Annotated in this window: 19 protein-coding genes and 7 pseudogenes; 14 read left to right on the forward strand and 12 right to left on the reverse strand. The window is 45.1% G+C overall.

Features of this window, described 5'->3' with window-relative positions; translation table 11 throughout:
* Nucleotides 1-148: 148 nt before the first annotated feature.
* Nucleotides 149-493: a DUF3147 family protein gene (locus BAMF_RS27150; protein WP_013351903.1), complete on the reverse strand. Its 345-nt coding sequence runs from the start codon at nucleotides 491-493 to the stop codon at nucleotides 149-151.
* The gene (locus BAMF_RS27155) at nucleotides 477-902 is read right to left on the reverse strand and encodes a MarR family winged helix-turn-helix transcriptional regulator (RefSeq protein ID WP_013351904.1); all 426 of its coding nucleotides are present in this window, start codon (nucleotides 900-902) and stop codon (nucleotides 477-479) included. Before BAMF_RS27155 ends, BAMF_RS27150 begins: the two co-directional genes overlap by 17 nt.
* Before the next feature lie 292 nt (nucleotides 903-1,194).
* On the opposite strand from BAMF_RS27155, the pseudogene BAMF_RS42205 reads away from it, so the two are divergent.
* A pseudogene (locus tag BAMF_RS42205) lies at nucleotides 1,195-1,591 on the forward strand (MgtC/SapB family protein); the annotation flags it as partial.
* A 566-nt stretch (nucleotides 1,592-2,157) separates the two neighbouring features.
* Here the strand turns inward: BAMF_RS42205 and BAMF_RS40665 are convergent.
* From BAMF_RS40665 to BAMF_RS27170, 3 genes are all read right to left on the reverse strand, one after another.
* Nucleotides 2,158-2,331 (reverse strand): YjfB family protein, encoded by a 174-nt coding sequence (locus BAMF_RS40665; protein WP_013351906.1) that lies wholly within the window; start codon nucleotides 2,329-2,331, stop codon nucleotides 2,158-2,160.
* Nucleotides 2,332-2,378: 47 nt separating this feature from the next.
* Nucleotides 2,379-2,780, reverse strand: coding sequence for a ribosomal maturation YjgA family protein (locus tag BAMF_RS27165; RefSeq protein ID WP_013351907.1), 402 nt, complete (start codon nucleotides 2,778-2,780; stop codon nucleotides 2,379-2,381).
* Between the two features lie 97 nt (nucleotides 2,781-2,877).
* Nucleotides 2,878-3,447 carry a YjgB family protein gene (locus BAMF_RS27170; protein WP_013351908.1) on the reverse strand — a complete coding sequence of 190 codons (570 nt, stop codon included), beginning with the start codon at nucleotides 3,445-3,447 and terminating at the stop codon, nucleotides 2,878-2,880.
* 124 nt (nucleotides 3,448-3,571) lie between these two features.
* On the opposite strand from BAMF_RS27170, the pseudogene BAMF_RS27175 reads away from it, so the two are divergent.
* The 3 genes and pseudogenes from BAMF_RS27175 to BAMF_RS27185 all read left to right on the forward strand — a co-directional run.
* A pseudogene (locus BAMF_RS27175) lies at nucleotides 3,572-5,698 on the forward strand (molybdopterin-dependent oxidoreductase); the annotation flags it as partial.
* A pseudogene (locus BAMF_RS41215) lies at nucleotides 5,695-6,204 on the forward strand (ATP-binding cassette domain-containing protein); the annotation flags it as partial. The pseudogenes BAMF_RS27175 and BAMF_RS41215, both read left to right, overlap by 4 nt.
* A 1-nt stretch (nucleotide 6,205) precedes the next feature.
* Complete coding sequence (locus BAMF_RS27185; RefSeq protein WP_013351910.1) at nucleotides 6,206-6,967, forward strand: ABC transporter permease; 762 nt, start codon at nucleotides 6,206-6,208, stop codon at nucleotides 6,965-6,967.
* 24 nt (nucleotides 6,968-6,991) lie between these two features.
* Here BAMF_RS27185 and BAMF_RS27190 read toward each other — a convergent pair whose 3' ends face one another.
* Complete coding sequence (locus tag BAMF_RS27190) at nucleotides 6,992-7,810, reverse strand: uroporphyrinogen-III synthase (protein WP_038463212.1); 819 nt, start codon at nucleotides 7,808-7,810, stop codon at nucleotides 6,992-6,994.
* Between the two features lie 174 nt (nucleotides 7,811-7,984).
* Here BAMF_RS27190 and BAMF_RS27195 point away from each other — a divergent pair, with 174 nt between their 5' ends.
* The gene (locus BAMF_RS27195; protein ID WP_003154919.1) at nucleotides 7,985-8,170 is read left to right on the forward strand and encodes a hypothetical protein; all 186 of its coding nucleotides are present in this window, start codon (nucleotides 7,985-7,987) and stop codon (nucleotides 8,168-8,170) included.
* Nucleotides 8,171-8,209: 39 nt separating this feature from the next.
* Here the strand turns inward: BAMF_RS27195 and BAMF_RS27200 are convergent, their stop codons facing one another.
* The 6 genes and pseudogenes from BAMF_RS27200 to BAMF_RS27230 all read right to left on the reverse strand — a co-directional run bounded on the left by BAMF_RS27200 (nucleotide 8,210) and on the right by BAMF_RS27230 (nucleotide 13,414).
* A complete protein-coding gene (locus tag BAMF_RS27200) occupies nucleotides 8,210-9,394 on the reverse strand; it encodes a macrolide family glycosyltransferase (RefSeq protein WP_013351912.1) in 1,185 nt (394 codons plus the stop codon).
* A complete protein-coding gene (locus tag BAMF_RS27205) occupies nucleotides 9,391-10,611 on the reverse strand; it encodes a cytochrome P450 (RefSeq protein WP_013351913.1) in 1,221 nt (406 codons plus the stop codon). The genes BAMF_RS27200 and BAMF_RS27205 overlap by 4 nt, the downstream gene beginning before the upstream one ends.
* 207 nt (nucleotides 10,612-10,818) lie before the next feature.
* Nucleotides 10,819-11,361, reverse strand: coding sequence for a helical membrane plugin domain-containing protein (locus tag BAMF_RS27210; protein WP_013351914.1), 543 nt, complete (start codon nucleotides 11,359-11,361; stop codon nucleotides 10,819-10,821).
* Nucleotides 11,292-12,175, reverse strand: a pseudogene (locus tag BAMF_RS41220) (molybdopterin oxidoreductase family protein); the annotation flags it as partial. The pseudogene BAMF_RS41220 and the gene BAMF_RS27210, both read right to left, overlap by 70 nt.
* Nucleotides 12,174-12,404: pseudogene (locus BAMF_RS27225) on the reverse strand (ATP-binding cassette domain-containing protein); the annotation flags it as partial. The pseudogenes BAMF_RS41220 and BAMF_RS27225, both read right to left, overlap by 2 nt.
* 26 nt (nucleotides 12,405-12,430) lie before the next feature.
* On the reverse strand, nucleotides 12,431-13,414 hold the full coding sequence (locus BAMF_RS27230) for a DMT family transporter (RefSeq protein ID WP_013351918.1): 984 nt from the start codon (nucleotides 13,412-13,414) through the stop codon (nucleotides 12,431-12,433).
* A 129-nt stretch (nucleotides 13,415-13,543) separates the two neighbouring features.
* Between BAMF_RS27230 and BAMF_RS27235 the strand changes: the two genes are divergently transcribed.
* The 9 genes and pseudogenes from BAMF_RS27235 to BAMF_RS27270 all read left to right on the forward strand — a co-directional run bounded on the left by BAMF_RS27235 (nucleotide 13,544) and on the right by BAMF_RS27270 (nucleotide 21,126).
* Complete coding sequence (locus BAMF_RS27235; RefSeq protein WP_013351919.1) at nucleotides 13,544-14,041, forward strand: cupin domain-containing protein; 498 nt, start codon at nucleotides 13,544-13,546, stop codon at nucleotides 14,039-14,041.
* A 387-nt stretch (nucleotides 14,042-14,428) separates the two neighbouring features.
* Entirely contained in the window at nucleotides 14,429-14,845 is a 417-nt protein-coding gene (locus BAMF_RS27240) for a DUF1641 domain-containing protein (RefSeq protein ID WP_003154908.1), read from the forward strand.
* Nucleotides 14,846-14,884: 39 nt separating this feature from the next.
* Nucleotides 14,885-16,063 carry an NAD(P)/FAD-dependent oxidoreductase gene (locus tag BAMF_RS27245; protein WP_013351920.1) on the forward strand — a complete coding sequence of 393 codons (1,179 nt, stop codon included), beginning with the start codon at nucleotides 14,885-14,887 and terminating at the stop codon, nucleotides 16,061-16,063.
* Between the two features lie 180 nt (nucleotides 16,064-16,243).
* Nucleotides 16,244-16,672 (forward strand): annotated as a pseudogene (locus BAMF_RS27250) (glucuronate isomerase); the annotation flags it as partial.
* Nucleotides 16,673-16,797: 125 nt separating this feature from the next.
* Entirely contained in the window at nucleotides 16,798-17,796 is a 999-nt protein-coding gene (locus BAMF_RS27255; protein ID WP_013351922.1) for a LacI family DNA-binding transcriptional regulator, read from the forward strand.
* Nucleotides 17,797-17,870: 74 nt separating this feature from the next.
* Nucleotides 17,871-18,005 (forward strand): hypothetical protein, encoded by a 135-nt coding sequence (locus BAMF_RS42010; protein WP_013351923.1) that lies wholly within the window; start codon nucleotides 17,871-17,873, stop codon nucleotides 18,003-18,005.
* Nucleotides 17,945-18,955, forward strand: a pseudogene (locus BAMF_RS27260) (UxaA family hydrolase); the annotation flags it as partial. The gene BAMF_RS42010 and the pseudogene BAMF_RS27260, both read left to right, overlap by 61 nt.
* Nucleotides 18,956-19,105: 150 nt before the next feature.
* The gene (locus tag BAMF_RS27265) at nucleotides 19,106-19,777 is read left to right on the forward strand and encodes a response regulator transcription factor (protein ID WP_013351925.1); all 672 of its coding nucleotides are present in this window, start codon (nucleotides 19,106-19,108) and stop codon (nucleotides 19,775-19,777) included.
* Entirely contained in the window at nucleotides 19,774-21,126 is a 1,353-nt protein-coding gene (locus tag BAMF_RS27270) for a HAMP domain-containing sensor histidine kinase (protein ID WP_013351926.1), read from the forward strand. Before BAMF_RS27265 ends, BAMF_RS27270 begins: the two co-directional genes overlap by 4 nt.
* The last annotated feature ends 139 nt before the right edge of the window (nucleotides 21,127-21,265 follow it).

The raw sequence follows: 21,265 nt of genomic DNA on the forward strand, positions 1-21,265 counted from the left end.
GTTCATAACACAAGATGTTTTTGTGTACGGGCGGTGTCTTTTTCTGTTGAGGCTGTGTAATCTGAATCGGTCTTCAGACAGGGGGAATCCCTGTCTTCTTTTTATTACTCGTATGTTCAATCAAGCGCTTGCGTGTATTCGGGTCCTATTACTGACTGTTGATATGTTTTACGATAAAATCCTGAGCATATAAGAATAGCAGCCATCCTGTTAGTCCAAGTCCTGATGCGGCAATGAAAGACAGTGAATGACGAAGGGCGATGCCGATAATGACCAGCATAATGACTGTGGAGGGGAGGCCGGAAGCCACACTGAATGCAAAATGACTTAATGTCTCCTTCGTTTCTCCTTGGATGTACAGCCAAACCATGCTCAGCATACTGACAATTGGCAAAGCGGCTATAATGCCTCCATAACTCGGGCTTCTTCTTGATATTTCAGTGATAATCCCAATAATAGCAGCAGAGACAATGATTTTAATGATCGTAAACATCTTCAGCCCGCTCCTTCATCAAACTAAATGCTTTTAAGACAAGTGTCCTTTCTTCATTGTTCATGTTGTCAAAAAGAAGCTGTTTAAGCTTTTCTTCATCAAGACCGGAATGACGGTAAAGGACATCCGCCCCCAAACTGGTAAGTTTTAAAATGACTTTCCGCTCATCCTCAACACTTCTGGTTTTATAAACGTACTTTTTCTTGAGTAAACGCTTTATATGTTCCGAAGCGGTATTATGTGATACTTGAATCGCTTCGGCAATGTCTTTTATTCCGACTGCCTTCTCTTTTTGAATGACTTGCAGAATCCGTACACCTTGGTGAGTGATTTTTTCATGATGCTGATAACGGAGCCGATAATAAATATCTGTCCAGAGGCCATTTAATTGCAGTATTTCGTTTGCCATAGTCATCAATCCTTGTCGTTTATTAAGATTATATCTTATAATACGATATAATTTAACGGATTGAAAGAAGTTTTTAAACACGAGTAAATTGAACTGCGTTTTGTTTTGGGAGATGGAAGAGAAAGGAGCCACAGGCTACAAAGCTTTTTAGCATATAAAAACGGTGCTGACAATAAGTTGAAGAACTAAAGAATATATTAAAATACAGTCTCCTTCAGCCGAGCAGATGTGCTGATTGAAAAAGATACATGGAATAAAAAGCGGGTAAAAAGATAAGGAAAGGGGAGAGACGATGGAACTTGATTTTGTGATTCGTCTGGCGGTTGCGGGTCTGCTTGGTGCCCTGATTGGGTTGGAGAGAGAATTCAGGGCGAAGGAAGCGGGTTTGAGGACACACTTTCTGGTGGCCGTGGGCAGCGCCTTAATGATGATTGTTTCCAAGTACGGATTTTTTGATTTGTTATCCAACAGCCATACGTCTTTTGATCCGAGCCGGGTGGCGGCGCAGGTCGTAAGCGGCGTCGGATTTTTAGGAGCCGGCACGATTATTTTGCAGCGGCATGTCGTGCGGGGGCTTACGACGGCCGCGGGGATTTGGGCTACGTCAGGAATCGGGCTGACGATCGGGGCAGGGATGTATGTCATCGGCATCAGCGGCACGGTTTTGGCGTTAATCGGGCTAGAACTTTTAAATTTTCTGTTTAAACCTGCGGCGCACTCTTTGTCTGTCAGTTTCCAAATTGAGGAGAAAGCGGTCATGCATGAACTTTTAACTTCACTTGAAGCAAAGGGAATTCTCATTACGTCCTATGAATTGAATAAAGCGGTGCTTGAAGTGAAAGGAAGGGTGAAAAGCAAAAGCGGAAAAGCGGCAGTAATGGAGAAAGTTCAATCCCTCCCGTATATCCTGTCGGTCAAAGTGGAATAGCAGAAAGGGGGGCTCCCCTGTCTGCGGGTCTTTTTCTTTCTCGAGTTCAAACATTAATACCAAGGATAGAATGGGATATACGGCCGCGGAACATAAGGATATGGCCGCGGATAGTACGGAAATGGTCTGGGGAAATAAAAAGGCGGTCGCGGATAATGATATGGCACCCGTTCTTGGCTCTCGGCTGTGTATTCATGATAGAAAGGATCGTACAAGAGGAAAACCTCCCTTGAGTAATATTGATTCCGTTTACCATATTCCTGTATGCCCGGTATAGTGTACGTACATCAGGCAAAAAAAGATGCCGGTTATCATCCGGCATCTTTTTTACACCTTCACGTCAATTACATGGCCGGCAGTCGGGTGCTGGGACGGCAGCATTTTTACTGTTTCTTCCGCAGCGGCCTGGGCATTCTGCATGACCGTTTTTGTTAACGCGATATTTACATTCTGCACAAGAGATGCTTGGTGCATTGCGATTGATAACGCAGGGATATCCATAGCTTCCACACCTCCTTATATTCCTTCATATCGGCGGCTTGCTCCGATTATGAAGAGAGCCGGCGGTTTCTTTTCACGGCCCATTCTAAAAGTGCGGCCGCGCATACTCCGACGGTATAGGCGAAAATGTCACTCCACACAAATTGCCAGCCAAGGATCAGCCCGCCGAGCGTGCTGCTTCTGATCGCGTCAATCCACGGCGCGTGATATAACTGGCTGCATTCAATCAGATAGCAGAACGAGAGGCTGAGGATGGCGGATGTTTCTGTCCGGATGTTTCGAAATAAAAATCCGAATCCGGTAAAAATCATGGCCGCCCACAGGGCATCCCCTAAATAAGCGTTTATGATGCCGGGCAGCAGGGCGGTTATGTATGCCGTTCTGGATAGTAAACCGAGGGCGACGATAAAAACGGTCAATGCCCCGTATGTCAATGGATGTCTATTCACTTCACATGTTCCCCTTTTTTTGTACTCCCATGTATTGTAAGGAATGTCGGAGAAGCTGTCTATGAAAAAAACGGCCCGGAAGGCCGCTTTTTTCGCGTTATCTTGCTTTTAAATTGACGTGGTCTGCTTTTTGATCACTGCCGATGACGAAGTGGAGCTCATATTGCCCCGTATGATAGACGTAATCTGTTTCGCCCGTTTTCGGCACCGTCAGAATTTTGTCAGCGCTGCCGATTTGTTTGCTTAAGATGTCAGGGGTGACACTGCCGAGGTTTAAGCGCCGTTCAACCCCTGTTCCGAAATAGCGGATTTCTGAGATTTTTCCGTTTTTATGATAGGAAAATCCATAACCGGGGTTTCCCATGTTCCAGCTGTATAAATCAAAAGGATTGCGGCTGTCTGCTTTTTGTTCCGGCTCTCCGATTTTATCGTAAACGTCCTGTCTTGTGCTTTCATTGATTTTCAGGCCCTTCACATTTTGGGGCATTTCACCATTGAACGCCGATTGATAAAGGCTGTTCACCAGTTTTTTTGCACTTTGATTTTCCGATTTTGAAGCGGCTGCGGCATGGACGGACTGTGTATCTGAAAATGCTTCCGCCCCGAACGCGCCTCCCGTAAGCATCACTGCCGACAATCCCGTGATGAGTGTTTTTTTCTTCAACATATGTGAATGCCTCCTTTCTACCGCTCATACCCGTATGTTTCCGCAGCTAAACGAGATGTTTTACTGAAAGGCCGGCTGGGAATCATAGAGGATGTAGAGAGGGGTATAGAAAGGGGAAAGGAAAATGGCTGATACAAAGAAGGTTACAATCAATGGGGTTGAAATGGAAGCGGCAGACGGTCAAACCGTTTTGCAGCTTTTGAACAATAGTTCAATCGACGTACCGCACGTGTGCTATCATCCGAGTCTCGGGCCGATTGAAACATGCGATACCTGTATCGTTGATGTAAACGGGGAACTGGTGCGTTCGTGTTCCGCGCAAATAAAGGACGGAGATATCATTGATACGCTGTCGTCCGATGTAAAAAAAGCGCAGATTATCGGCATGGACAACATTTTGCATAACCATGAATTGTACTGCACGGTTTGTGATTACAACAATGGAAGCTGCGAAGTACATAATACCGTAAAGGAAATGAAAATCAATCATCAAAGCATTCCGTTTGATCAAAAACCGTATCCTAAAGATGAATCAAACCCGTTTTACCGGTATGATCCCGATCAGTGCATTTTATGCGGGCGCTGTGTCGAAGCCTGTCAGGACGTACAGGTAACCGAAACCTTAAGCATCGATTGGGATCGGAAACACCCGCGGGTCATTTGGGATCAGGATGTGCCGATCAATGAATCATCATGCGTCTCCTGCGGACATTGTTCGACGGTATGTCCGTGCAATGCCATGATGGAAAAAGGCATGGAAGGCGAAGCGGGGTATTTAACAGGCATCAGCCAAGAGACGCTTCGGCCGATGATTGACATCACAAAAGGCGTCGAAACCGGATACGGGTCGATTTTAGCCATTTCGGATATGGAATCGGCGATGCGCGATGAAAGAATCAAAAAGACAAAAACCGTATGCACCTACTGCGGTGTCGGCTGCAGTTTTGATATATGGACGAAAGGAAGAGACATTTTAAAGGTGGAACCTCAGGCTGAGGCGCCGGCAAACGGAATTTCGACGTGTGTGAAAGGGAAATTCGGCTGGGATTTCGTCAATAGTGAAAAGCGTCTTACCAAACCGCTTATCCGGGAAGGAGACTCGTTTCGGGAAGCGGAATGGGATGAAGCACTGCAGCTGATCGCCGATAAATTTACGGATATAAAAGAACATTTCGGGCCGGACGCGCTTGCTTTCATCACATCTTCCAAATGCACGAATGAAGAATCATACGTGATGCAGAAACTTGCAAGAGCCGTGATCGGCACGAATAATGTCGACAACTGCTCACGCTACTGTCAGTCTCCCGCCACGGCCGGATTGTTCAGGACTGTCGGCTACGGCGGCGACTCAGGATCAATTACAGATATAGAAAAAGCAGAACTCGTGCTGATTATCGGCTCGAATACGTCTGAGTCTCACCCCGTTCTGTCTACACGCATTAAACGTTCTCATAAGCTGCACGGACAGAAGCTCGTCGTGGCTGACTTGCGAAAACATGAAATGGCCGAGCGCTCTGATGTGTTTTTCCAGCCGCGTGCGGGATCAGATATTGTCTGGCTGAATGCCGTATCGAAATATTTGCTTGATCACGATTTGGCGGATACTGCATTTCTGAATGAGAGAGTGAACGGACTGGATGAATTCGTGAAAAGCCTTGAACCTTACACGATGGAATATGCTGAAAAACATACCGGTGTGGACAAGGACACCTTAATCAAAGTAGCCCGGATGATTCATGAAGCCGGCAGTGTGTGCGCACTGTGGGCAATGGGGGTCACCCAGCATATCGGAGGAAGTGATACGAGCACGGCCATTTCCAACCTGCTTCTTGTGACCGGAAATTACGGCAAGCCCGGGGCAGGCTCATATCCGCTTCGGGGCCATAATAACGTGCAGGGTGCCAGTGATTTCGGCAGTATGCCTGACAGCTTCCCCGGCTATGAAAAAGTAACGGATGAAAAAGCCCGCAAAAAGTATGAACAGGGCTGGGGAACAGACCTGCCGCAAGAAATCGGAATGACAAATCATGAAATGATCGAGGGCATCCACTCAGGAAAACTGAAGTCTATGTACTTAAAAGGAGAAGAAATGGGACTTGTCGACTCCAATATCAACCATGTTCATGCCGCCTTTGAAAAGCTTGATTTCTTCGTGGTGCAGGATATCTTTCTTTCGCGTACGGCTGAGTTCGCCGATGTGGTGCTTCCGGCAAGCCCGAGTCTGGAAAAAGAAGGAACGTTTACGAATACTGGGACATCAGAGAGCTCAGAAAAACCGCGGGACTTGCATTTCAATCAGCTCCCGTTATTGAGGGCACGGTGCGGGACAACCTTCTGCTCGGAGAAAAACTCCACGGGACACAGCACTATACGCCCGAAGAGCTCGCAGATTTTACAGATCTGCCGCAGGAGCTTCTGGATCGGAATGCAAAAGAATTATCCGGCGGGCAGCGGCAGAAGCTCTCATTAGCGAGAACCCTCGCCAACCTGCCGTCCATCCTGCTGCTCGATGAAATCACATCTGCTCTGGACCCCTCATCTGTGCTCATCATTGAGAAACTGATTATGAAACTCCATCGGCAAAAGCAGCTGACGGTTCTGTGGATCACCCATAATCTTGAACAAGCGGAACGGATATCCGATACGATATGGTTTATGGCTGAGGGTCGGCTGTTAGAGACCGCGGAAACGAAAACGTTCTTTAAAGAACCGAAACACGAAAAGGCCCGGGCGCTTTTACAAAGGAGCGGGTGCTGATATGGATTATCTTTCTCTGTTATTGACAAGTGTATTTGTCATTATCGCTTTATTCCTATCTAAATCTTTTAAAGCCGGCGTAGAAAAAGATATGATCGTGGCAACTGTCAGAGCCGTCATTCAGCTTCTCATCATCGGCTATGTGCTGTCGCTGATTTTTCACGGTGATCATCCGGTGTTTATCATATTAATGGTGCTTCTCATGCTCACGGCCGCTTCGCACAATGTCGCCAAACGGAAAAAAATGCGCATCGGCTCATTTTGGCGCGTTTTTTTGACACTGGCTATTGTGGAAATCGTGACGCAGGGAATTTTACTGACCCTTCACATCATTCCGTTTACTTCAAGATATATGATTCCGATAAGCGGCATGGTCATCGGAAACTCCATGGTGCTCTCAAGCCTGTTTTTAAACCGGCTCAGTTCGGAAGCGGAGCTGCGGAAAGAAGAAATTCAGCTGATTCTCTCTCTCGGCGGAACGCCAAAGCAGGCGGTCAGGCATATGTTAACGTCGAGTATGAAGCTCAGTATGATACCGACGCTTGAAAGCCAGAAAACATTAGGTCTCGTTCAGCTTCCCGGCATGATGACTGGGCAGATTTTAGCTGGAGCTGATCCGATACAGGCGGTGCGCTTTCAGCTGTTGATTGTTTTTACAACGATGGCCTCCGCTCTTCTTACATGTATCATACTCAGCGCCTTGACATATCCATCCCTTTTCACGGAACATTGGCAATTAAAAAAATTCAGCAGGGAAGCGTAGGCTTTCTCCCTGCTGAATGATTGTTTATGATAAGGTCAGAGATTCATAGTAACGGGATAACTCGATAATCATCGCTCCCATCCGCTCGATGTCCGGAGCAAGGACTCTATTCACCCCTTCATCCCGGATCGCTTCAGCCGTCACTTTGCCGACTGCGGCGGCAAGTACATGTGTTTCGAATGCTTGCTGCAATTCTTTTGCAGACCCTTTTTCTTTTGCATAATCAAAGAGAGAACGCACTTGAATGGCAGTCGTAAAACATACGGCGTCGACCTCGCCGTTTAACAGCTCTCCCAGCATTTTATCGACCGTCTCCCTTTCAGGCGGAATATGCTGATAAGGCAGAACAGGGAATACCTCCGCTCCGTTTTTCTCAAGGAATTCCGTTAAGACGGGCGCTTTTTCCCCGTGAAGCTGGATCATGACTTTTTTGTCTTTCAATTCAAACCGTTCCAAGGAGCGGATCAGGCCTCTTGTCGTACCGTCTTCATCTGAAGCATGCGGCGTGACGCCGAGCTTTTTTAAGGCCGCATATGTTTTATAGCCCCTGCAGCCGATATTCGCTTCATGAACGGCCGCTAAAAATTCTTCTTTCAGACCGATTTTTTCCGATACTGACAATAACGTTTCCGTACCGATGCCGGTGGTGAATATCACCCAGTCGGCTTTTTGCTCAGCAAATGTTCTTACGTCGGGTTCAATCTGTTCCTCCGCCAGGTATACGGTTCCTTGGAGGGAACGGACAACTGCCGTTCCGCCCTGCTTTTCTATTAATCTCGTGATCTCTTCTGTTTTCCGCGAACCGCCGATCGCAATCCGTTTTCCGTTCAATCCTTTTCCCATCGCTGTTTTTTTCTTCCCTTCAGATGCCGGGCGCCCCATGGCAGGCCGTCATTTATTTCTATTATTGTTACGCAATCAGACCGGAAAATCAAGATAGGCTCCGTTGAATCCCCCGTGCAGTTGCTGTATCATTAACCGGGAAAACCGATTTGATTCGCGGAGGGACTTTCAATCATGGAAACAAAAAAAGAGTTCGAGACAAAAGGCTACGATACTTCAGTCATTTATGAGTTCAATGAATATCCTGATGTTCACAGCGGCCGATGTGATAATTGCGACTATACGCTGTTTAAAAGTTCGGTAAAGGGCGGAAAATTTTTGCGGGAATGCCGGAGATGCGGCATGAAGAAAAACATATAACAAAACAGGCAGCCGTCCGGCACGCTGCCTGTTTCTCAATCAATGTTCGACGGCCGCCTCTTTCAAAAATTCTTCAATGGCACAAACAGCCTGTTTGGCGCCGCCTGTTTCTTCTATTTTCTGCTGCATGCTTTTCACGCGGCTGAGGATGTTTTTATCGCCGTATACTTTCTGAACGTCTTTTTGCAGACGCGCCGCAGTGACTTCCTTCGGCGGCAGATGCACGCCAAGCCCCAATTCATCGACACGTTTTGCGGTGACCTCTTGTTCGTGCATTTGCGGAACGACAACGAGCGGGACACCCGCATTCATCGCCTCCATTGTACTGTTCATCCCGCCGTGAGATATGAACAGCTTTGCTTTCTCCAGCACATCAAGCTGCGGAACGTGCTGGCGGATGATAAAGTGATCAGGCACATCCGAAAAACTTTCCGGATCAATTGTTGTGCCGACTGACATAATGACCCGCCAATCTGAGTCCCGAAACGCATCGATACACATCTGGTAAAATTCGGGCCAGGCGTTAAACGCCGTTCCCAGTGAGATGAGCATAAGCGGACGGTCATCGGCTGCATCAATTTCCAGACTTCCCGTATTTGTGCGTTCCCCCAGGGACGGACCGGCAAAACAGAACCGTTCATCAAAGGTTTCCTGTTTCGGCTGAAAGGCCCTTGGCATAAAGACAATATTCAGTTTTTCAGGCATGAAAAATTCTTCCATTGTCATCCGTTTGAGCTGTTCATTTTCAATTTGCTCCTGGTATTCTTCTATCGCCTGTTTTGCCGCTTCCAGTGTTTCTTCGTCTCTTCCTAATTGAAAATACTCATTCATTGCATAGCTCGGGCAGAACTTCACGGCCGGGATGCCGCAACTGTCCGCAAACAATTTCCCGGCAAGAGCTAAAAAATCAAACAGGACGATATCAGGAAGGTCGTCTTTGTACAGCTCTTCCAGCTGCGGAAGCACTTCTGCCGCTTCTTCCAGAAACATCACAAACGCGTCATTTTTATTCACCCGTTCTTTTATCGTCTCCGGATCTGCCTTAAAGCTTGTGCGGTATAAAACGGGAATGGCACCCGTTTTGGCAACGGAGGCCTCGAAGTCCTCAGTTGTAGCGAATGTCACTCTGTGCCCGCGATTGACAAGTTCTTCGGCGACGGGCAGCGTGGGATTGACATGGCCGTGAGCGGCTACATTAATAATGGCGATATGTGTTTGTTTCATCTTTTTTCTTCTCCCCTGTTTTCGTTTATCTCCGCTTCTAAAGAGTCCAGCCCGTACATGACACTGTTTTGGATCGGCTCAACCCGGACGGGCTCCAAGTGTGAAAAGGCCTTTACAATGCCTCTCAGCGCGACTTCCGCTTCAAGTCTGGCAAGCGGAGCGCCTAAGCAGAAGTGTACGCCGAACCCGAAGGAAAGGTGCGGATTTGATTGGCGATGAATATCAAATACGTCTGCCTGCTCAAATTTGTTTTCATCACGGTTGGCAGACGCAATGTAGCAGAGAACGATATCTCCGCTTTTTAAACGGCGTCCGCACAATTCAGTGTCGTGCCGGACCGTCCTTCTGACAAATGGAGCGGGAGCCCGAAAACGAAGCGTTTCCTCCACCGTTTGCGCAATGAGAGAAGGATCATGCCTCAGTTCTTCATAAAGGCCCGGCGTCTCCAATATGCTGTAAACCGCATTTGAAATGAGATTAGTCGTTGTTTCATTTCCCGCCACTAAAAGCAGGTTGCAAAACGGGATCAGGTCTTCGGCCGAGAGCTTCTCTCCCTCTTCTTCCTCTTTTATCAAAATTGAAATAATGTCTTGGCCGGGCTGTTTTCGTTTGCTGTCTATTATTTCCGCAAAAAATGCCGCCAGCTCTGTCTCACATTGATCACGTTCCTTCTGATTTTTCTCCGCCTCTTCAGGACTCGCATCTTTCGGCATGCTGACGAGTATGTCCGACCATTTTTTAAACTGATCCATATGTTCGGACGGAACACCTAACAATTCAGAAATCACAATGACCGGCAAAGGATAGGAGAGATCTTTCACAATATCAATCCGCCCTTTGTTTTTTGCCTGTTTCAGCAGATTATCGGTAATCTCTTCAATTCTCGGCTCCCATTCCTTCAGTACGCGGGGAGTAAAAGCGCGATTGACGGCAGATCTGATTTGGGTATGCTTCGGCGGGTCCATATTCAGCATGGACTTTGCAATTGAGCTTTTCATGTCAGACATAAGGCTTGAGAAAGTCTCTTTATCACTGATGACTTTTTTGGCATCATCGTATAAAAACACACTCCAAACCTTCGTTTCTTCATCAAATTGAATGGGACTTTCGCGTCTCATTTTTTCGTACCAAGGAAAAGGGTTGTATACGTCCAGGCCGTCTTTTCCTTTCATCAGGGTTCTTTGGATGGCTTGTCTCGGGCTCCTCAGGTTACTCACAGTTATCACTCCTGATTACTTCATATTTGAATAGTTGATGTATCTTGAATTTTATCCTAGCACATATTTTCAATTTATTTCTATTCATAACCTTAACTATTAACATAACACAACAATAGTCATGAATCCGGAAGTGAAATTTTTCCCAAGAAAGCAGCGGGAGCGCACAAAAAACCCGAGCCATAGGACAGGCTCGGGAGATGATGTTCACTCATCAGTCTGCGGTTTTTGATGATGCTTTTGGTCTTCAGGAGGCTGCGTATTTCTCTCCATACCGCCCGTATCAGCACCCATGCCCTTAAGGAAAGAAAACAGCAGAGTGACGGCTTTGTTGATTTCCGGGTCTTTTAAAGCGCGGACGATATCAAAATAACCCGTCTTTTTGCCGCTGTCTTTCTCCTCGACAGCCTTTGTGACCCCCGCATTGAGTTTGACGATAAACGGTTCAAGCTGTTTTACATCAAGCATGCCGAGGACTCCGGTCAGCAGCAGGAGATTTTTCAGCATATTGGCCGTTTCCGGAGTATTCGCTTTTTTCACCAGGATATCCATTACTTTGTCGCCCTGGCCGAAGAGTCCGCGCAGCAGCGCCAAAACACCGCGCTCGTTCATGTGCTCAAGAATATGGAGTGACTCCAAAATCGCGTCCTTATTTTTTAAAAGAGCCGTCTCGATCTCTTCTAAGTCCTTTCTTCGTTTGTCTTCTTCTGTGACGGTCTGTTTTCGGATGTTGCTGATTGCTTTAGCCATTTTGCTGTTACGGCGTCTCCCGGAAATACATAATCTTTACGCGCCCATTTCCGCTCAACCCGGACACCGATCTGCGGCTGCGGGTTTCCGTATCGGAAATTGATTTTCGGAAGCGGGTTAATGCCTTCTTTTTTCAATATCTCCATCTTCGCTGAAGTTTCTTTATAGGCCGGTGTATCGGTATCCTTATCCGCATAGCTGCTCGTTAAAAGGTTAATAGCGGCGTCTTTTGAATCGTTCATCGGCAGATATACCTGCTTGCCTTTTACCCGGTCTGTGATAACGCATTTGACTTTCACATTCCCGTATGGCGATGTCAGACGGACAAGCGTTCCGTCTTCAAGCCCTCTTTCTTCAGCGAGTTCGGGTGAGACCTCCAGAAATACACTCGGTGTTTTTTCGGATATCCCTTTTGATCGGTAAGTCAGATTTCCTTCATGAAAATGCTCAAGCAGCCGCCCGTTATTCACATGAAGATCATATCTTCATCAAATTCCTTCGGCTCCGTCCACTGAACGGGATAGAGAACCGCTTTGCCGTCTGAAAACGGAAACTTGTCCGTAAATAAAAGCGGTGAATCGGTTCCGTCCGCTGCAACCGGCCATTGCAGTGAATTGTAGCCTTCGAGCCGTTCATAAGTGACGCCTGCGTAGAGCGGCGAAAGCATCGCAGCTTCTTCCATAATGTCTGCCGGGTGTTCATAGCGCCAATCAGCCCCGAGCCGGTTGGCGATGTCCGTAATGACCTGCCAATCGGGCTTTGAATCGCCCAGCGGTTCAAACGCTTTGTAAAGACGCTGCACCCTCCGTTCCGTGCCTTATGTCTTTTCCGAATACAAGCACTTCGCCTTCATCAGGGGTATTCATCAGATTGCACAGTGACAGCAGTGTGCTCTTTCCCGCGCCGGAAGGCCCTATCAACGCCGTAATAGAGCCTTTTTGTATATGTCCGGTTACTCCGCTGAGGACATCAAAGGCTGTATTGTTTTGTTCAAAGCGTTTGCCGGCTGACAGAAAAGATATTGCCGGAATTTTTTCTTTCATACAGAATAACACCTTTCGTAAAAAAATCAGGAACCGGTGAGATCGGCTGATGTTTGATCCGCCGTTTTCGGGTCAGCCTGCCGGGAAGCGAATGTATGCATGACCATTCCCGCAATAATAATGAACAGTCCGGCAAACGAAAGAAGTGACGGAAACGCTGCGGATAAAAAGACGATCTCGCCGATCAGTGCAAAAAGAACCTCTCCGGATTGTGTCGCTTCTACAGCAGCGAGCTTCTGCGGCTCATTCCTCACCATATCGGTGGCGCGGAAAAATAATACTGTTGCTATAACGCCTGAGCTGAGTGCAACGATAAAGGATTGGAATGTCTGTCCCATTGACGGAAGACCGTCTCTGTGCCAGCCGAAAGCGGCAATCAAAAGCCAAAACGGTAAGCTGGCGAGCGTCATGCCGAGCACGCGCTGAAACGTATCGAGTTTTCCGCCGTATTGTTCCAGCATTTTACGGTTGCCGAGCGGATAGGCAAAAGCGGCGATGACCACCGGCACAACACTGAGTATTATCGTGCGGCCGGACAGGGAGCCTGCATGCTGAAGCTGTATCAGGCCGGCTCCTATCAGGATGATGACGGAAGTAACCAGCGAAATAAGCGGAATCTTTTGTCTGACGAGAACCGGACCCGCCGGGGAATCTTTTGTTTCGCAGAAAAACGGCGACAGAAGCACGCCCGCGACAATTGTAATCTGCCATGTGCCGGCGATCAGCCAGCCCGGCCCGTATGCCGCCGCAAAGGTAATCGGAGCATAAAAAAGCACGAAGCCGGTAAAACTCCATTTCAGCCAAAAAAACGGTTTTTTCCGGATTTCATGCCAGAGCGGCCCCCACTTTCCTTTCGCATAAACGATCACAAATAAAAACGGAACCATAAAAAGAAAACGCAGGGAAGAGCTCCATATCCAGCTTCCGCCAGAGAGCTCCATCGCCCTGTTTAAAATAAATGTGACTGCAAAAAACAGAGACGCCAATATTCCGATTAAGATGGCTTTCATTAAATCCCTCATTTTGACACATATTTTTTTATACTATACTATTCACCGGCAGGCTCCGCAATGGAATATGAGAAAATAGCGTTTTAATAAATGATGAATGGGAAACAGACATATACGGAGGTGAACACAATGCAGAAAGAGGATATTCAAGTTCTTTATTTTGAAGATGACGGCTGCATTCCGAATAACCCGAATCTTCCGCTTGTCATTTATAAAGCGGTATTTAATGAAGAAACGGTGCGGAAAGCAGAGACGGTTCTCCGCCGGCATGATTGGTCGAACAGCTGGACGGGCGGGGTGTTTCCGTATCACCATTTTCACAGCACCACGCACGAAGTTCTTGTCGCGGTAAAAGGAAAGGCGGTATTGAGGTTCGGCGGAGAACAAGGGGCGGACGCCGTTCTTGAAACGGGAGACGCAGCGGTCATTCCGGCCGGCACCGGACATAAAAAACTGTCAGGCAGTTCTGATTTTACCGTGATCGGCGCTTATCCGGGCGGCCGGCAGTACGATACAAAAACGGAGAAAAATGATAGAACTTTAAAAGAAATCAGCCGTGTCCCGCTCCCGGAATATGACCCCTTTACGGGAAAAACGGGACCGCTTTTAAAAATGTGGGGAAAATGACAGGGGATAAGCGGATGGTCTGTAAAAAAATAGTCTGAAAGAAACGTTATTACACCCCCGCCATATAAATAATTTCATAAACGAAACAATTCACGTTCAAATTTTGTTCAAAAAGTGTTATTATATAAGAGTAAATCAAATTGGGGTTTTTTATGTTTGCTATTTTCAGAGAGGAAAAAAGAAATTTTGACTTATTCAATTGTTTTTGTTGATATAAAAATAATACTGAATATGGCAAAGTGAAAAACTGGGTAGTAAACATTTATTTTTGTAAATGATTGTGCATGAATTCACAATCTTGCTTTTTCATGCTTTTCTGCATGAAAGGGGAAAGGCTACCCTTTCCAAAAAAATCAGCATACTGCTTATAGTAAAGGAGAATCGGATATGCCAGAAACAATCGATCAAACAAATGCATCTGTCAGCCAAGGCCAACGCGATCTTATCGATCAGCTGCTAAAACCTGAAGTTCAAGAATCACTGACTGTTTTAGTGGATCAGCTTCCAAAACTGACTGAGTTAGTAAATATTTTAACGAAGTCTTATGATTTTGCACAGTCTGTAGCGACAGACGAAGTATTGAAGAGCGATACAGTGGGTGCGCTTACAGAAATTCTTGAGCCGGTGAAAGAAACAGCGAAAGAAGTCGCAGCTACTGCGATCGAAGCAAAAGACCGCGCGGATGCAAGCAATGAGACAATCGGACTTTTCGGCCTGCTGCGCATGCTGAAAGATCCTCAAGCTCAAAAGCTGTTCCGTTTTGCTAACAGCTATCTTGAAATCATGAACGAAAAACAAAAATAATCTCAGATTCAAATTGATATAAAGGACGGAGGATATACGATGTCAAAACATATTGTCATTTTAGGCGCTGGTTACGGCGGAATTCTTTCTGCTTTAACCGTTCGCAAACATTACAGTAAAGATGAAGCACGCGTAACCGTTGTGAACAAATTCCCGACTCACCAAATTATTACGGAACTGCACCGCCTTGCAGCCGGCAACGTGTCTGAACAGGCTGTTGCTATGCCGCTTGAAAAACTCCTGAAAGGAAAAGACGTTGACATTAAAATCGCAGAAGTCAATTCTTTCTCAGTTGATAAGAAAGAAGTTGCCCTTTCTGACGGTTCTAAGCTGACTTATGACGCGCTTGTTGTCGGTCTTGGTTCAGTTACTGCTTATTTCGGCATTCCTGGACTCGAAGAAAACAGCATGGTGCTGAAATCTGCTGCTGATGCCAACAAAGTATACAAACACGTGGAAGACCGTGTGCGTGAATACTCTAAAACGAAAAACGAAGCTGATGCAACGATTCTTATCGGCGGCGGCGGCTTAACAGGTGTTGAGCTTGTCGGTGAACTTGCTGACATCATGCCGAACCTTACGAAAAAATACGGCGTAGATCCGACAGAAATCAAACTGAAATTAGTTGAAGCAGGTCCGAAAATTCTTCCTGTTCTTCCTGATGATCTTATCGAACGCGCGACAAAAAGTCTTGAAAAACGCGGTGTTGAGTTCTTAACAGGTCTTCCTGTTACAAACGTGGAAGGAAACGTCATTGATCTGAAAGACGGTTCAAAAGTCGTTGCCAACACATTTGTATGGACAGGCGGCGTACAAGGCAACCCGTTAGTCGGTGAATCTGGCCTTGAAGTGAACCGCGGCCGCGCGACTGTGAACGATTTCTTACAATCTACTTCTCATGAAGATGTATTTGTTGTCGGAGACAGCGCTGTATACTTTGCGCCGGACGGCCGTCCGTACCCGCCGACAGCTCAAATCGCTTGGCAGATGGGTGAACTTGTCGGTTACAACCTGTTCGCTTACTTAGAAGGAAAAACGCTTGAAACATTCAAGCCTGTAAACTCTGGTACGCTTGCAAGCCTCGGACGTAAAGACGCGGTTGCCATCATCGGAGCGAACTCTACTCCGCTGAAAGGTCTTCCTGCATCATTAATGAAAGAAGCAAGTAACGTACGTTATTTAACACATATCAAAGGATTATTCAGCCTCGCTTACTAATCCTTCAGATGACAATGAAGACATTGCCGGACTTTCTCGGCAATGTCTTTTTTTTGTGTATCAGTTAATACAATATTTTGAAAAATAAAATAAAAATGATTGATATGTGAGAAAGAGGAAGCTAAAATAAAAAAGAACGAAAATTGTTAACGTTAACATTTTATAAGGGAGGATGAGAGTGTGAAAGCTTTTATGGGCGATGATTTTTTACTTGATAGTAAAACTGCCGTAAAGCTGTATCGGGAATACGCTTAAAAAATGCCGATTATTGATTATCACTGTCACTTGAGCCCGAAGGAAATCTATGAAAATAAAACCTTCGCAACCATTACGGAGGCATGGCTTTACGGTGATCACTATAAGTGGCGGATCATGAGAGCCAACGGCATCGAAGAGCGCTGCATTACCGGAAACGCATCAGATGAAGAGAAGTTTTTCGCCTGGGCTAAAACAGTGCCGATGGCGATAGGCAACCCGCTGTACAGCTGGACGCATTTAGAGCTGCAGCGCTGGTTCGGTATTTATGACGTATTGAATGAAAAAACCGCACCGGAAATTTGGGAAAAAACGAATGAGCTCTTGCAGGGAGAAGGGTTTGGCGCGAGGGATCGGCAGCATGCCGAGCTCATTCAGGACTTACATCATACAAAACCTCAACTTTAGTGATTTTATGGACTGCCCGTTAATGGTACAATAGAAATAAATGACAGTATACAGAAAGAAAGGAAAACCGAATGGTAACCATAAAAGATATCGCAAAACTCGCCAACGTATCCCACACAACCGTATCCCGGGCACTTAACGGCAGCCCCTACATTAAAGAGCATACAAAACAGAAAATATTAGAGCTCGCTTCACAGCTGAATTACACACCGAATGTAAATGCAAAAAGTCTTGCCGTGCAAAAGTCCCATACGATCGGACTGTTTTTTACAAGCATCACAAACGGAACCTCACACAGCTTTTTTTCCGATACCATCAAAGGTGTAAACCGCACAATCAGTGAGGAATACAATTTGTTCGTGCGCGCGATTGACGATCTGAAAAGCTTTGAAACCATTACGCCCATGAGGTACGACGGAATCATCTTAATGAGCCAAAGCGACAGCGATAACTCCTTTATTTATCATATCCGCGAGAAAAACATCCCGCTCGTTGTGCTAAACCGGGACATTGACGACCGGAGCATCACCAATATTTTATCAAACGATAAAGAAGGTTCCAGACAAGCGGTCGACTGTCTGATTGCAAACGGACACAGAGATATCGCGATTATTGAGGGGAAGGAAGGATTCAGGTCAACCGCACAGCGGAAAGAAGGCTATTTGACGGCTTTAATTGATCATTCAATTCCGATTAAGCATGAATACAGTGTAAAAGGCCGCTATGATATGGAAAGCGGCAGTCAGGCGATGGAAAAACTATTAGCGCTTCAATCACCGCCCACGGCTGTTTTCTGTTCAAATGATGATATGGCGATCGGTGCGATGAATGCTATTTTCGCCAAAGGCCTGAACGTTCCGGAAGACATATCCGTTATCGGATTTGATGACATCGGCATTTCCCAATACATGACGCCGAGGCTTTCGACAGTAAAACGCCCGGTTGAAAAAATCAGCATACTCGGCGCAGAGAAGATTTTAGCGCTTATCGCCGACCCGAATACAGCGGCGGAAAAAATGTATGAAAACACCGAGGTGATGATCAGAGATTCAATCAAAAAACTCACATAACGGCCCGTCTGAATAACCGGGTTTTCGCGCGAAAAAATGTTAACGTGTGCAAAATGCAGAAGGAGGCGGACAGCTTGCGGCAGCTGAATAAAAAAATGTGCGGCGAATACATTCAATATCCTGAAAAAGTCCTTCAGTTCGGCAAAGGCAGCATCAATACGGATGCTCGCAGCTGGGCGATGATCATGAGAATACGAAACAAATACTGATAAATGCCATCCGCCATCCGAATGCGGGCGGTGTGCTTGTGTTAGGGCTCGGCTGTGAAAATAATGAGCTGGCAGCGATAAAGGAAACGCTCTCTGAAGTGAACGAGGATCGGGTGAAATTTCTCGAATCACAGGCTGTCACAGATGAAATTGAAGCAGGGACTGCGCTTCTTAAAGACATACACTTTGCGGCAAGGGGAGATAAACGTGAAGAAATTCCGCTGTCAGAATTGAACATCGGATTGAAATGCGGCGGCTCTGACGGATTTTCCGGCATTACTGCAAACCCTTTATTAGGGAGATTTTCAGATTACTTGATTGCACAAGGCGGGAGCACGGTCTTAACAGAAGTTCCTGAGATGTTCGGGGCTGAGACAATTCTCATGCAGCGCGCGGCGAGCGAGGAAGTGTTTCATAAAACAGTCCGATTGATCAATGATTTCAAGCAATATTTTAAAAAGCACGAGCAGCCGATTTATGAAAATCCGTCACCCGGGAATAAGGAGGGCGGCATTTCAACGCTCGAAGACAAGTCGCTCGGCTACACACAAAAGGCCGGAACGGCACCTGTTTCGGATGTTCTGGCATACGGCGACACATTGAAAACAAAGGGACTGACACTGCTCAGTGCACCCGGCAATGATTTAATCGCTTCCTCAGCGCTCGCCGCAGCCGGATGCCACATCGTTCTGTTTACAACCGGAAGAGGCACGCCGTTCGGCACAGTTGTCCCGACTGTGAAAGTATCAACAAACACCGATTTATTTCAATCAAAGCCTCATTGGATTGATTATAACGCTGGCAGATTGGCGGAAGAACAAACAACAGAAGATCACATTGTAAGAGAATTCATTCAATACAACATCAAAGTTGCAAGCGGAGAATTCGTCAATAACGAAAAAAATGATTTTCGGGAGCTTGCGATTTTTAAGTCCGGTGTGACGTTATAAGGGAAAAGGCGATCCGTGATAGGGTCGTCTTTTTGCATTGCATGGGTGCACGGAACGGAATGGCGCCTTAAATTAAAGGAGATTTTTATAATATATATAATTATTATGGAAGATTGATTTTCAGATCACGAAATTTCAGAGGAGATCCAAATGAATACTATTTTATATATTGAAGATGACCAAGAAATTGGACAATTTGTAAAGGATGATTTAGAAGAACGGGGTTATATGATTATCTGGCTCACTTCTTCCTATAATTACGAAAAATACATAGAAAAGGCAGACCTTATCGTACTTGATATTATGATGCCTGGTTTAGATGGATTTACAATCGGCCAAAGGATGAAAAAAACACATCCGCAGATCCCTATCTTGCTGTTAACAGCAAGAACAGGTTTAGAAGATAAACTGAAAGGCTTAGAATTTTCGGATGATTATGTGACTAAGCCCTTTCATCCCGATGAACTGGCCGCACGAGTTGAAGTATTGTTAAGAAGGTTTGATAAGACTGCTATTCATGAATTGAAGTTAAAACACTTAAGTATTTACTTGAAAGAAAAAAGGATTTTAAATAATCAAAGTCATGAGGAAATATTTTTAACTGACAAGCAGTTAAGGATTTTTTTGCTTTTGCTTAGACATCCCAATCAAATATTAACAAAGGAACAAATTTATGAAAATATTTGGGGACAGCCTTATATCGAAGGGGATAAAACGTTAATGGTACATATTCGGCATTTACGGCAAAAAATCGAGATAAACCCAAACGAGCCGGAGATTCTTGAAACAATCAGAGGAATTGGATACAGGATTAAACAATGAAATTATCGACAAAGTACCTTATTAATATCATTGCCTCAATTTTGTTTTTTCCGATAGCGTTTTTAGGCGTTAATTTTCTATATTATGTTACGTTAACATATATTATTGATCATCAGGGACAAGTACATTATGAACCAAATAAACTTGAAAGTGATTGGAAATCCGATGTCGAAAACTTATCAGGAAAGTCTAATCGGGAAATTACGGCTGCTTTCCAGCACATGAAGCAATATAAACACTCTGATATCATTTGGATAAATGATAAGGGAAAGGTGATTTTTTCGACATCAGATCGGTTCGCCAAAAAAGGTGAGCTGATTCATGTAAGCGAATTGACCAAATTCATGGAACAAAACCAACCGAAATATTTATTGCTGAGTGCTTATTTAAGTGGAAATGAAGACAGCGGGTATGCATTTTTAGAAACTCCGCGATCAATTATAGGATCTCAATGGGAAGTTATGAGGGCTAAGTATTCCTATATATGGTTTATCGCTTTGATTTTTGTCTGTTCACTGTTTGTGTTCAATTCGTGGATGTTTTTTGCAAAAATACAAAAAAGGTTAATTTCTCTGGGGAATCATATGAAAAAACAAGATAATGACGGCATACCGGAATTTGTAACAGTTAAACAGAATGATGAATTGGGACAAGTGGAATATTCATTCAATCAGATGGTTGAAGAACTGAGGAACAGCAGACTAAAAGAGCGTGAAGAAGGAGAAATCCGAAAAAACTTAATTGCTGATTTATCTCATGACTTAAGGACACCTCTTACGGGTATCAGAGGACATACATTTACGTTAAAGAATGAAATAAACAGCGAAAAGGGAAAGCGTTCACTAGGCATTATAAATGATAAAATAACTTTTATGGGCGAACTGATTGACAATTTGTCATCATTTTCTCTTCTTGCCGCAGGTAAATTGCCTCTTCATAAAAAGAGCTGTGACATCTTAAAGATTATACGTTCCTCGTTAACAGCTTGGTATCCGATTTTTGAGAAAGAGCACTTTACAATAGATATTGACCTGCAAGAAAACATTGTGTGGGAAATAGACGAGACTTGGCTGAAAAGAATTCTTGATAACATTTTTCAGAATGTTTTGCGCCATGCAAATTCAGGAAAATACGTCTCAGTACAGACAAAGTTAATTGAAAACAAACCCGTTATCATAATTGAGGATATGGGCCCGGGAATGAATTATAAATCCGAAAGAAAAGGCGCTGGAATTGGATTATCTATCATTAATATGATGCTCAGCCAGATGAGGCTTGAACATAAAATAAAGAGCAATCAAAATGGAACGGTTTTTATTATTAACCAAAACAGCAGTGAAGAAACGTGAAGCCATAGCGGTTTCACGTATTTTTATGTTGAGAAATTTAAACTTAAATTAACCTTGATTATATCTTCTTTTTAACCTCGTAAGTTTATATTATAAACAGAACAAGACGGAAAGGGATGATGAGAAGCGGGAAAGGCTG

This window comes from Bacillus amyloliquefaciens DSM 7 = ATCC 23350 (assembly GCF_000196735.1).
GTDB lineage: Bacteria > Bacillota > Bacilli > Bacillales > Bacillaceae > Bacillus > Bacillus amyloliquefaciens.